Below are 12,107 nucleotides of genomic sequence, written 5' to 3'. Positions count from 1 at the left end.
CCAGTGCAGCAAGTGGTAGTAGAATCTCAACAAGTACAAAAGCCAATTTCAAGTACGGAAGTAGAAGAGAAAGCATATGTTGTAAATCAAAGAGAGAATGATGTGCGAAATGTATTGCAAACACCACCGACGTATACGATTCCACCATTAACATTGCTATCGATTCCGCAGCAAGCAGCATTAGATAATACAGAATGGTTGGAAGAACAGAAAGAATTATTAGATACAACGTTTAATAATTTCCACGTTGGCGCACATGTTATTAATGTATCGCAAGGTCCAGCAGTAACTCGTTTTGAAGTACAGCCAGATCCAGGTGTAAAAGTAAATAAAATTACAAACTTAAGTGATGATATTAAGCTAAGTTTAGCGGCGAAAGATATTCGTATTGAGGCGCCGATTCCAGGGAAGAGTGCGATTGGAATCGAAGTTCCAAATAAAGAAAGTAAGCCAGTATTTCTTCGTGAAATTTTAAGAAGTCCTGTGTTTACAAAGAGCGAATCACCGCTTACAGTTGCGCTTGGACTTGATATTTCAGGTGATCCAATTGTAACGGATATTCGAAAAATGCCACACGGACTTATTGCGGGTGCAACAGGCTCTGGTAAAAGTGTATGTATTAACGCCATTTTAACGAGCATTTTATATAAAGCGAAACCACATGAAGTGAAGTTAATGTTAATCGATCCGAAGATGGTTGAGCTTGCACCATACAATTCTGTTCCGCATCTTGTAGCGCCTGTTATTACGGATGTAAAAGCAGCGACAGCTGCATTAAAATGGGCAGTTGAAGAAATGGAGCGCCGTTATGAATTATTTGCGCACGCAGGAGCTCGTGATTTAACTCGTTACAATACGATTGTAAGTGAGCGAGAAATTCCGGGAGAGACATTACCTTATATCGTTATTGTCATTGACGAGTTAGCCGACTTAATGATGGTAGCACCTGGTGATGTTGAGGAAGCAATTTGTCGTATTGCGCAAAAGGCACGTGCTTGTGGTATTCATTTATTAGTAGCGACGCAGCGTCCATCTGTAGATGTTATTACAGGTTTAATTAAGTCAAACATTCCAACGCGTATTGCGTTTACTGTATCATCTCAAGTTGATTCGCGTACGATTATCGATATTGGGGGCGCGGAGAAATTACTTGGCCGTGGTGATATGTTATTCTTAGGGAACGGCACATCTAAGCCAGTTCGTGTACAAGGTGTATATGTATCGGATGATGAGATTGAAAAAACAGTTGATCATGTGAAAAAGCAAATGAAGCCGAATTACTTATTTAAGCAAGAGGATTTATTAGCGAAAACAGAACAAGCTGAGTCGGAAGACGAATTGTTCCTTGATGCATGTCAATTTGTTGTAGAACAAGGGGGAGCGTCCACATCTTCTGTACAGCGAAAATTCCGCATCGGTTATAATCGCGCGGCACGTCTCATTGAAGAGATGGAATCGCAAGGAATTATTTCTGAAGGTAGAGGAACGAAGCCAAGAGACGTCCTTATTTCTGAGGATGAATTTGCCGCTATGCAGGAAACAAATGTATAGTAAACGGTTTTGCTGTATACTAAGAGAAAATGTTGGATAGTAAAGTAGGGAGTAAAGCGACATGAAAGAAATTGAATTAAAATTAAAAGGTGAAATAAATAGACTAACAAATAAAACATTTAAATTTGACGAACGTGTTGGAGAAGGTTGGTTCTCTGCCGTTTACTTTTTAAAGACTAGAGAAATCATCGAAGAATTTCGCCCGAAAAGTGTTGTAACGATGCAATTTTTCCAAAAGGAAAATGCAGTTCTTTGCGGAACAGATGAAGTCATTGCATTGCTACAAACATTCGCTAAAAATCCTGAGGAACTTGAGATTAACTCTTTAAAAGATGGCGATAAAATTAGTCCATTTGAAACAGTGTTAACAATTCATGGTCCTTATGAAAATTTCGGATTTTTAGAAGGTGTCATTGATGGGATTTTAGCTCGTCGTACATCGGTTGCAACAAACGTATATAACGTTGTCCAAGCTGCGCGTAGCGTAGATAAAGAAAAACCAGTTATTTTCATGGGAGACCGTGATGATCATTATACACAACAAGCTGGTGACGGTTATGCAGCATACATCGGAGGTATGAGCGCACAAGCGACGCATGCGATGAATGAATGGTGGGGCAAAAGTGGTATGGGGACGATGCCTCACGCATTAATTCAAATGTTTAATGGTGATGTTGTGGAAGCGGCAAAAGCATATCATAAGAAATTCCCAGAAGATGAATTAGTTGTATTAATTGATTACAACAATGATGTTATTACAGATGCACTTCGCGTAGCGCGTGAATTTGGATCAACATTAAAAGGTGTACGTGTAGATACGTCCCGCACGATGATTGATCAATACTTCATTCGCCACCCAGAAGTACTTGGAACATTCGATCCACGTGGTGTAAACCCATCGCTCGTATTCGCACTTCGTAAAGCACTTGATGAAGAAGGATTCCAGCATGTAGACATCGTTGTAACTGGTGGATTTGATGAGAAGCGTATTCGTGAATTTGAAGCTCAAAACGTACCTGTTGATATATACGGAGTAGGAAGTAGCTTATTAAAAATGAATATTGGCTTTACTGGTGATAATGTAGAATTAAATGGAAAACCAGAAGCGAAAGCTGGTCGTAAATATCGTCCAAACCCACGTTTAGAGCGTGTTCAATTAGAAAAAAGAGAAGATATGTAAAAGACAGAAAAACTGATAGGTGATTGACCCTATCAGTTTTTCTGTTATCATAGTATAGCGGCTTCTTTTTTGCTATAATGGATTTGTTATGGACATAAAAAAGAAGTACGTACGAGTTTATCCTGATAAGTGAAGGGAAGAATAACTTCACTACATCAAAAATGTATGATGATTACCAAAATAAGAAAAGATTCATATACTGTCTTATAGATAGGCCGTTGTATTAGTTCGAAATGTTGGAGGTTCTTTAAGATGACAGTTTACCATTTTGTAGGAATTAAAGGAACAGGAATGAGTTCATTAGCGCAAATTCTTCATGACATGAAGCATACTGTTCAAGGGTCTGATTATGAAAAGCGTTTCTTTACACAAACAGCGTTGGAAAAGCGTAGTATCTCGATTCTTCCTTTTGATAAAAGTAATGTAAAAGAAGGACAAGTGATTATTGCAGGAAATGCATTTCCTGATACGCATGAAGAAATCGTAGCAGCAAAAGAATTAAACATCCCAGTACATCGTTACCATCACTTCTTAGGTGACCTTATGAACCAATACACAAGTGTTGCTGTAACTGGTGCACATGGAAAAACATCAACAACTGGTTTGTTAGCCCATGTAATGCAAGGTGCACACCCTACATCTTACCTTATTGGAGATGGAACAGGGCATGGGGTAGAAAATAGTAAGTATTTTGTATTTGAAGCTTGTGAGTATCGTCGTCATTTCTTGTCTTACAATCCAGACTATGCGATTATGACAAACATTGATTTTGATCATCCGGATTATTTCACAGATATCAATGATGTATTCAATGCATTCCAAGAGATGGCATTGCAAGTGAAAAAAGGCATTATTGCATGTGGAGATGATGAAGAACTTCAAAAAATTCAAGCGAAAGTACCTGTTATTTTCTATGGATTTGGAGAAGATAATGATTTCCAAGTACGTAACATTCAAAAGAGAACAGATGGTACTATTTTCGATGTATTCGTTCGTAATACGTACTATGACACGTTCAAAATTACAGGATACGGCAATCACAGCGTATTAAATGCATTAGCAGTAATCGCGCTTTGCCATTATGAAAACGTTGATGTAGAAGCAGTTAAGCATCAGTTAACAACTTTTGAAGGCGTAAAACGTCGCTTTAATGAGAAGCCGATGGGAGAGCAAGTTATTATCGATGACTATGCACACCATCCGACAGAAATTAATGCAACGATTGAAGCAGCTCGTCAAAAACATCCAGAACGTGAAATTGTTGCTGTATTCCAGCCACACACATTCTCACGTACAGAAAAGTTCTTAGATGAGTTCGCTGAAAGCCTAAGCAAAGCTGATCAAGTATACTTATGTGATATTTTCGGATCAGCGCGCGAAAACAAAGGTGAATTAACAATCGAAGATCTGCAAAAGCGTATTGACGGTGCAGAACTAATTACAGATACAACAACGGATGTACTAAAGAAACATAAAAACGGCGTTCTCATTTTCATGGGCGCAGGAGACATCCAAAAATTCGAAGCAGCTTACGTAAAAGAAGTTCAAGTTGCAGAGAAGTAATAGAAAAGACGCATAGCTTAGCTGTGCGTCTTTTTTGTTGTGTTCGATACATTTAAAAAGCATGGATAGGTTGGTATTGTTTATTCTTTTTGTAGAGTTGTTTTAACAAAACGATATAAATTGAACTAAAAAGTACATATCCAATTAAATAATAGAATGAAAACATATCGAATTGTTTTGTTATGATGATGTGAATTGCGAAAAAAGTAAACGGAAGAGCGATTAAAAGCCTTGAGCTAATGGAAATTATTGTTTTAAAGTATTTTAATAAGTCTGTATTCCAATGGTTTTCTCTACAGATAAACCAAATGTTACTTGTTATAAAAGCTAGTACAAATGGCAAATTAGCTGAAATATTGATGAAGCCTAGTACAATAGGCACTGATAGAGCGCCAAGTGGACCGATAGATAGGCCAGAATAATATTTAATAAATGTATGTGTAGATTGCTGTACATCTTGAATAACGTCTTTATATTCTGCTGCAATTTCCTTTGCTAATTCTTTTGGAGGAAGAAATTCTTCAATCACTTGTGAAGGAATAACTCCTAATGGTATCCCTTCACTTTCTTTACTTAATGCATTTTCGTATAAATCGGATTCAATTTCTAACATATGTTGTTCTCGTGCTGATGTAGGTAAGTTCATTAAACCTTTGTGAAGGTCATGTAAGAAAGAAGCAATGAGTTCATTTGCAAAGAATTGTTCTTTGTTCATTTTTTATCCTCTCCTTTAGCTAGTAACATTAGAGCTTGATACACTTCCTCGTAATCATGTAAGCGATTATGTAAAATTTCTCTCCCTTCGTCTGTAATTCGGTAGTATTTTCTTTTTGGTCCATCACCGGACTCTTCCCAATAGGAAACGGCCCAATTGTTTTTCGTGATTCGATTTAATATAGGATAAATCGAACCGTTTGGGATATGAAATACAGGGATATCTTGTAATGCACTTGTAATTTCGTATCCGTACATAGGTTGTTTACTTATTAAAGACAAAATAGCGAGATCAAAAACACCTTTACGTAATTGAATTATAAAATTATCATTTTTTTCCATACTTTAACTATATATGATTCATATCTAGATATCAATCATATATAGTTGTTTTTTAATCTAGCGCCTGTAGTTACAATGATTATTTCTTTTGTAGAAGGAGTAAATATAGCACCCGCACAATGTATAGGGATGATATTAGTTATTATGGGAGTATTGTGTTCATCAGGTTTTATACAAATAAAATCAAAAGAAAGTGTGAATATTTAACATTTTTTATTTAGAAATGTTAGAATAATAAGAAAAATAAAAAGGGGAGCTAAAAAATGTTCACACTCCGAGTAGACGACGAAATCGAATTACAGTTATTAGAAAAGCATCATAAAGAGGAACTATATCAATTAATAAATCAAAACCGCAATCATTTAAGAAGATGGCTTCCTTGGGTAGATGGGACGAAATCTGCTGATGCTTATAATGAGATTTGTCCGATGTGGTTAAAGAAGTTTGCAGAGGGAGACGGTTTTGAAAGTGGCATACGTTATAAAGGAAAGCTCGTTGGGATGGTAGGTATTCATCCAGTGAGCTGGGGGAAGAAAGCGGCAAGTCTCGGATATTATCTTGCAGAAGATGCTGGTGGGAAAGGTATTATGACGCGTAGCGTGAAGGCTGTACTTCACTATGCATTTGAGAATTTAAAATTAAATAAAATGGAAATTAGATGCGGTGTTGAAAATGTGAAAAGTCGCGCTATTCCAGAACGTTTAGGGTTTAAGTTAGATGGTATTTTAAGAGATGATGAATGGCTATACGATCATTTTCACGATATCGCTGTATATAGTTTACTAGGTTCAGAATGGAAGGAGATCCGATGAACGAGAAGATACGCATTATTCCGTATGAAAGTACGTTTCAAGATGAAGTAGTAGATCTTATCGTTCATATTCAGCAAAAAGAGTACAATGTTCCCATTACGAAAGAAGAGCAGCCGGACCTGCTTGAAATAGAAACATTTTATCAAAGGAATCATGGTAACTTTTGGGTAGCAACTTATGATAGTAAAGTAGTTGGAACAGTGGCCTTATTAGATATTGGGAACGATCAAGTAGCACTAAGAAAAATGTTCGTAAAAAAAGAGTTTCGCGGAAAAGAGTGGGGCGCATCACATAAGTTGCTCCAAACGGCAATTTCGTGGGCTGAGAATAAAAAGCTGAAAGACATTTACTTAGGAACGACAGTTAAATTTTTAGCAGCACATCGCTTTTATGAAAAGAATGGTTTTCAAAGTGTGAGTATAGATGAGTTGCCAAAAAGTTTTCCAGTGTTGCAGGTGGATAAGAAATTTTATAGATATATTGTTTAAGAAGGTCATGTAGAAATGGCCTTTTTTTATGAACTAAAATGGAAAAAGTGGTATAATTTAGGTTAGGGGGTGCGTGTATGAACTTTCCGATTCAAAGAAGTAAGTCAGTAGTCATTTTCGTTTGTCTTACGTTAGCTTTTATGTTTGTATATCCACTCGTCATGATTATCGCTAATAAAGAGCAGTGGATGACAGCGTTAATTGGGATGAGTTTATGCTTCCTTGTTAATGTACCACTCGTTTGGGAAGTATTTATTAAAAAGCATAAAGTAGAAAATGGTGTATTAAAGTACGGTGTTTTAAATGACGATATCGTATTGAAAGAGATAAGAATCATTCGTCAAGTTGGGAAATCTCTTGAAATTACGACCAATGCATACAAAGTACATATGGTTGCGATGCCGCAACATATGACTGAATTTTTGGCGCTTATTGAGAAAGAGAATCCAAATGTGAAAATAGAAATGGTAGGGAAGAAATGAAATATGTAAAACCTTTGTTTTGTTTAGAAATATTATTTGTGCTTGTTGGTTGCACTAGAGTATATATGAAATGGGATCTGCCTTTATATGTACCAATATTAATAGGTACTATCGCAGTGGCGCTTTTATATTATTTTCATTTTCAGCAAACGAAAAGCGAGAAAAGTAGCTCTATATAGTTAGGAGAATTAGAAATGAAAAAAGTCCTTATGTTATTTGTATTTCTGCTAACCGCATCCTTTCTTTTACTAGGATGTAGTACGAAGAAGGAAAAGACGGATCTAAACTTAGAAAAGGCACAAAAAGTTGAAATTGAATCACTTACTGATTCAATTGAAAAGAAAGTAATTACCGATAAGAAAGAAATTGAAAAGCTGTTTGAAGTCATGAAAATGGATAAGTGGGAAATGCAGTCAGCTCCTTTAGATACTCCGCAAGGGAAAACATTTAAAATGTATCAAGAAGGTACAACAAAATTATCGGAGTCGAGTAAAGATAAAAAGGAATTACATGAAATTGGTACGATGATAGTATATAAAGATGTCCCGTATGTTGAAGTTGAAATGAAAAATAAGAAAATGAGTTTTAAAGTGCCAGAAGATGTGGCGAAAGAGTTATTAAAGTATTAAAAAAACGCTCGGAAAAAATCCCGAGCGTTTTTCATTATTTTAAGTTCTCTGGGTTTAAAGCTTCTAATTCAGGTACAACGAAGCGTCCGTCTTTACGGATTAGTACGTCGTCGAAGTAAATTTCGCCGCCGCCGTATTCAGGACGTTGGATACATACTAAATCCCAGTGAATGTTCGAGTTGTTGCCGTTCCATGCATCGTCATAAGCTTGTCCAGGAGTGAAGTGGAAGCTGCCATCGATTTTTTCATCGAATAGGATGTCTCCCATTGGATGTAAGATGTATGGGTTTACGCCAATTGCGAACTCACCAACGTAGCGTGCGCCTTCGTCTGTATCAAAGATTTTGTTAATGCGTTCTGTATCGTTTGCAGTTGCTTCAACGATTTGGCCGTTCTCGAACTTAAGTTGTACATTTTCAAATGTATAACCGTTGTAAGGAGATGGCGTGTTGTAAGAAACTGTACCGTTAACAGAATCACGAACTGGTGCAGAGTATACTTCACCGTCTGGAATGTTTAAATGACCTGAGCATTTAATTGCTGGAATGTCTTTAATAGAGAATGTTAAGTCAGTTCCAGGTCCAGTTAGGCGCACTTTATCTGTTTTATTCATTAATGTAACAAGGCTATCCATCGCCTTATCCATTTTACCGTAGTCTAAGTTACAAACTTCGAAGTAGAAGTCTTCGAAAGCTTCTGTGCTCATTTTAGCAAGCTGCGCCATAGAAGCATTTGGGTAGCGAAGAACAACCCAGCGTGTTTTTGGAACGCGGATGTCTCTATGAACTTTTTTACCAACTGTTTGACCGTGAATTTGCATTCTTTCACTTGGCACGTCAGCTTGTTCGTTAATGTTATCGCCAGAGCGAAGACCGATATAAGCGTCCATATCTTTCATTACGCTTGCTTCATATGCAGCGATTTGTTCAAAATGTTCTTCAGTAGCACCCATTAATAAAGAGCGATCTACTTGATGATCTTTTAAAGAAACGAATGGGAAACCACCAGCTGCATATGCTTCTTTAACAAGTGCAGTTACAAGTTCTTTTTGTAAGCCAAAGTTTTCAATTAATACTTTTTCGCCTTTTTGTAAGCGGATAGAGTAGTTAATTAAATTGTATGCTAACTTTTCAATGCGTGGATCTTTCATATGTAAAGCCTCCCTACTAATTATGTATCCTCTCCTATTGTAACCTACTTAGTGGAATTTGTTGAATCATTTATGTTAAAGTTAACGAATAAGTATGAAAATTCTAATGGAAAGATAGGGATTAGAACGAAACGGAAAATGATTGTATAATAGGGGAAAGTATGAAAAAGATAAAGGAAGTGATGAAATGCAAGTTCTTTTATATGTAAGTGCAGCTATTATCGCGGTTGCTTTCGCTGTATTAGTAGTGTATGTATGCAGAACGTTGTTATCGGTTCAGAAGACGTTAGAAAACGTTGCAAGTACGTTAGAAGGTTTAGAAAAGCAAATGCAAGGGATTAGCGTAGAGACGGAGCAATTATTACATAAAACAAATGCGTTAGCTGATGACATTCAACAGAAGTCACAATCATTAAATAAAGTAGTATCGGGTGTAGATGGAATTGGAACGACAATTCATTCTTTAAATACGAAACTTCGTAATGTATCAGAGTCTGTTACGGATGAAATTGAAAATAATGCAGATAAAGTAGCGCAAGTTGTACAGTGGAGTAGCGCAGCAATTGAAGTATACAATCATTATCGTGCGACAAGACAAGAGAAAAAGGTTGAAAAAGAAGAACGTAAATTAGAAAGACTCGAGAAAAAAGCTGAAAAGAAAGAGAAGCGCTCTAGACTTCGTATGAGAGGTGAATCGTAATGAATATGACAAAACTTGAAACAATTGAAGAGCTTGAAGTACTAGTAGAAAAAAACGAGCCTTATGTTCTTTTTAAACATAGTACGACATGCCCGATTAGTCATGGTGCCTATACAGAATTTCAAGCTTATTGTAGTGAAGAAAGAGCGGTACCAGCGTATTACTTATACGTACAAGATGCGAGAGATGTTTCGAATCGTGTTGCAGAACAGTACAGCATGAAACATGAATCTCCGCAAGTGTTATACATAAAAGATGGGATGGTAGTATGGAATACGTCTCATTGGAACATTAAAAAAGATGCTTTAGAAGAGAATATTAAGTAAAAAGAAGCAAGCAAAAGGTGCTTGCTTCTTTTTTTTGTTTTTGTTGAAATATATTTAATGGTAAACTGTTAATAGTTCAAACTAAATAACTAGATTGTTGAAAGTAGGTTTTAAGTAATGAAGAAAATGGCATTATCCTTCGCAGTCGTAAGTTTATTACTAGGAGCTTGTAGTAATGATACGATTAGTAAGAAGGATGAAGTTATACAGAAAGATACGAAAGAAAAAAGTATGATTCCGAGAACTGCTGTTTCTAAAGATTATTATAGAACTGTAATTCCTTTAAAAGAACAAAAGGTTATAAATACAGCTAATGTAAAAACAAATTCTAAATTAGATTTAGCAGAGTATGAAAATGGTTTAATGAATATTGCAAAAGAGCAATTTGATACAGAAAATCATGTGCTTCAATTGAATCAGTATATTCCTGAGAAGTTAGTTGATGAACTAGTCGCAAAAGTAGAAGCGCCCGTTTTGACAAATATTATAGAACAAGACTATTTCGGGAAACAGAATTCAAATGAATTAAGTTTATCTGGCGTTGTAATTGGGTTAGCTATGTCTTCAAATGTATCGAATGAAGAAGCAATGTCTAAAGGGACTGAAGTTGCCAAGCAGCTTATTGAAGCTATTCATAAAAATGACAAGTATAATAAATCCCCAATTACGTTTGCTATTTTTAAGCAAGAAAGTACAAGTTCTTTAAAAAATGGTACGTATATTGCTAGTGCTACCGTTCAAAAGAATGATATGAACCTTGGAAATTGGAATGCGATTGAAGAAAAAGCGTATTCATATCCTTCCGATGAATTTACACAAGCACATGGAGAAGATAATGAAAAAATAAATAAATTTACTGAGGCAATGAAAGGTTTTTCTCCTGGAGACTTTATCCCAGTAAATGCTAAAGTTTCTTATAAGAAAAATCAAATGGATACATTAAATATGAATATTGTTATTAAATATAACGGTAAAACAGAATTAATGGCTTTTACTCAACTCGCCGCTCAAAGTATGTTAGACCAATTACCGAAAGATGCAAAAGTACAATTGCAGATAAAGTCCGAGAATAAAATCGAGGCAATTGTTATAAAAGAGAAAAACAGCGATAAACCGTTTGTTTCCTTCTTATAAAAAAAGACAGTGTTTAAACTGTCTTTTTTTATTGTAAATAAAAGTGTGTTATGACGGGTGAGCCAAATCAAATTCAGAAAAGTAAGAGGTGAATAATATGAACTTAAAAGATTTAAAACATAAACATATTAAGTATGATTGGAAAACTATTTTTGTAGGCGTCCAAGAAAATTATTTTAGCAAAGACGTTATTTCTGATTATGCAGTAGAATTAATGGGAATTGGTGATGAAAGCGAGTTTGTTAATGAACTTACATGGGGAGTCTCTAATGAAGATTTAGGTAAGATAATGTTAGAAATAAAAACTAATTATTTTCCTCAATTAGATGAAGAAAACAAAATGTTAGTGGAGGAGAAAAGAAAACTAAGATTTGTTTATTTATCTGAAATAAAAGAAAGGTGTAAAGAAGATAATGAGTTATTAAATAAAATTACAGAGTTTTATGGAAATCATCACTATCCAGAAGATATGGTGAGATTTGTTAATTATATGCCTCAAGAAGTTCCGACTACGAAAGAAGATATATTGAATAGGTTTGGGGAATTTTTGAAATTAGAGGAAATACGTTATAGTTAGTGTCTGAAAATGGAAAAATAAAATGTATTGAAATTAATGGTGATGGAAATCAGTATTTTATTATGGGACCATGCGCAGTGGAAAGTTATAAACAAATATATTAAGTTGCTGAAGTAATGAAAGAACGCCGCGTAATACGCTCCATATTTCCCACTGTACTGATTTTAAAGAGAGAAGCCTATTTATACCCCTTGCATCGACAATTGTGAAGTACTCCCAGATCCAGCGCATCAAATGCCTATCATTGTCGGTTTTTGTTGGTAAGTCGATATATGAAAAAAATCGCTAATATAATTGGAGTCGTGGTTGATATATTTGGGAAATTGCTAATATAATTGGAGTCGTGGTTGATATATTTGGGAAATTGCTAATATATTTTGAGTTGCGGTCGATATATTCGAAAAATCACCAATATAAATTTCATTTACTATTGTACTGCTTGAAATAAGGTTTCTACTT

The 12,107-nt window shown here is 35.5% G+C and carries 15 protein-coding genes and 1 pseudogene; 13 read left to right on the top strand and 3 right to left on the bottom strand.

Features of this window, described 5'->3' with window-relative positions; translation table 11 throughout:
- The 3 genes from MR079_RS25595 to murC all read left to right on the top strand — a co-directional run.
- Nucleotides 1-1,551: DNA translocase FtsK (locus MR079_RS25595; protein WP_242294867.1), on the top strand; the 1,551-nt coding region annotated here is incomplete at its 5' end.
- A gap of 61 nt (nucleotides 1,552-1,612) precedes the next feature.
- Nucleotides 1,613-2,731, top strand: coding sequence for a nicotinate phosphoribosyltransferase (locus MR079_RS25590; protein WP_000658369.1), 1,119 nt, complete (start codon nucleotides 1,613-1,615; stop codon nucleotides 2,729-2,731).
- Nucleotides 2,732-2,983: 252 nt separating this feature from the next.
- Complete coding sequence (gene murC, locus MR079_RS25585; protein ID WP_242294866.1) at nucleotides 2,984-4,294, top strand: UDP-N-acetylmuramate--L-alanine ligase; 1,311 nt, start codon at nucleotides 2,984-2,986, stop codon at nucleotides 4,292-4,294.
- A 52-nt stretch (nucleotides 4,295-4,346) separates the two neighbouring features.
- Here murC and MR079_RS25580 read toward each other — a convergent pair whose 3' ends face one another.
- Together MR079_RS25580 and MR079_RS25575 are read right to left on the bottom strand one after the other, a co-directional pair.
- Entirely contained in the window at nucleotides 4,347-5,009 is a 663-nt protein-coding gene (locus MR079_RS25580) for an HAAS signaling domain-containing protein (protein WP_242294865.1), read from the bottom strand.
- The gene (locus tag MR079_RS25575; RefSeq protein ID WP_000414139.1) at nucleotides 5,006-5,350 is read right to left on the bottom strand and encodes a PadR family transcriptional regulator; all 345 of its coding nucleotides are present in this window, start codon (nucleotides 5,348-5,350) and stop codon (nucleotides 5,006-5,008) included. Before MR079_RS25575 ends, MR079_RS25580 begins: the two co-directional genes overlap by 4 nt.
- A 45-nt stretch (nucleotides 5,351-5,395) precedes the next feature.
- On the opposite strand from MR079_RS25575, the pseudogene MR079_RS25570 reads away from it, so the two are divergent.
- From MR079_RS25570 to MR079_RS25545, 6 genes and pseudogenes are all read left to right on the top strand, one after another.
- A pseudogene (locus tag MR079_RS25570) lies at nucleotides 5,396-5,557 on the top strand (EamA/RhaT family transporter); the annotation flags it as partial.
- Between the two features lie 56 nt (nucleotides 5,558-5,613).
- On the top strand, nucleotides 5,614-6,162 hold the full coding sequence (locus MR079_RS25565) for a GNAT family N-acetyltransferase (protein WP_139866413.1): 549 nt from the start codon (nucleotides 5,614-5,616) through the stop codon (nucleotides 6,160-6,162).
- On the top strand, nucleotides 6,159-6,650 hold the full coding sequence (locus MR079_RS25560; RefSeq protein ID WP_088326022.1) for a GNAT family N-acetyltransferase: 492 nt from the start codon (nucleotides 6,159-6,161) through the stop codon (nucleotides 6,648-6,650). Before MR079_RS25565 ends, MR079_RS25560 begins: the two co-directional genes overlap by 4 nt.
- 77 nt (nucleotides 6,651-6,727) lie before the next feature.
- The gene (locus MR079_RS25555) at nucleotides 6,728-7,132 is read left to right on the top strand and encodes a PH domain-containing protein (RefSeq protein WP_139866414.1); all 405 of its coding nucleotides are present in this window, start codon (nucleotides 6,728-6,730) and stop codon (nucleotides 7,130-7,132) included.
- Complete coding sequence (locus MR079_RS25550) at nucleotides 7,129-7,311, top strand: hypothetical protein (protein WP_000878351.1); 183 nt, start codon at nucleotides 7,129-7,131, stop codon at nucleotides 7,309-7,311. The genes MR079_RS25555 and MR079_RS25550 overlap by 4 nt, the downstream gene beginning before the upstream one ends.
- Before the next feature lie 15 nt (nucleotides 7,312-7,326).
- Nucleotides 7,327-7,761: a hypothetical protein gene (locus MR079_RS25545; RefSeq protein WP_087954075.1), complete on the top strand. Its 435-nt coding sequence runs from the start codon at nucleotides 7,327-7,329 to the stop codon at nucleotides 7,759-7,761.
- A 34-nt stretch (nucleotides 7,762-7,795) separates the two neighbouring features.
- On the opposite strand, the gene MR079_RS25540 is transcribed toward MR079_RS25545, so the two are convergent.
- Nucleotides 7,796-8,911 carry an aminopeptidase gene (locus tag MR079_RS25540; RefSeq protein ID WP_000654739.1) on the bottom strand — a complete coding sequence of 372 codons (1,116 nt, stop codon included), beginning with the start codon at nucleotides 8,909-8,911 and terminating at the stop codon, nucleotides 7,796-7,798.
- A gap of 187 nt (nucleotides 8,912-9,098) precedes the next feature.
- On the opposite strand from MR079_RS25540, the gene MR079_RS25535 reads away from it, so the two are divergent.
- From MR079_RS25535 to MR079_RS25520, 4 genes are all read left to right on the top strand, one after another.
- Nucleotides 9,099-9,611 (top strand): DUF948 domain-containing protein, encoded by a 513-nt coding sequence (locus tag MR079_RS25535; protein ID WP_001197726.1) that lies wholly within the window; start codon nucleotides 9,099-9,101, stop codon nucleotides 9,609-9,611.
- The gene (gene ytxJ, locus MR079_RS25530) at nucleotides 9,611-9,937 is read left to right on the top strand and encodes a bacillithiol system redox-active protein YtxJ (protein ID WP_001057468.1); all 327 of its coding nucleotides are present in this window, start codon (nucleotides 9,611-9,613) and stop codon (nucleotides 9,935-9,937) included. Before MR079_RS25535 ends, ytxJ begins: the two co-directional genes overlap by 1 nt.
- A gap of 117 nt (nucleotides 9,938-10,054) precedes the next feature.
- The gene (locus MR079_RS25525; protein WP_048551342.1) at nucleotides 10,055-11,071 is read left to right on the top strand and encodes a CamS family sex pheromone protein; all 1,017 of its coding nucleotides are present in this window, start codon (nucleotides 10,055-10,057) and stop codon (nucleotides 11,069-11,071) included.
- A gap of 97 nt (nucleotides 11,072-11,168) precedes the next feature.
- Entirely contained in the window at nucleotides 11,169-11,648 is a 480-nt protein-coding gene (locus MR079_RS25520) for a DUF2247 family protein (protein WP_097852941.1), read from the top strand.
- Nucleotides 11,649-12,107 lie beyond the last annotated feature (459 nt).

The organism is Bacillus cereus group sp. BfR-BA-01381, from assembly GCF_022663555.1.
In the GTDB taxonomy this organism is placed as follows: Bacteria; Bacillota; Bacilli; order Bacillales; family Bacillaceae_G; genus Bacillus_A; species Bacillus_A pacificus.
Note: the sequence above shows the minus strand (reverse complement) of the source record. Positions and strands in the feature narration are given on the sequence as shown.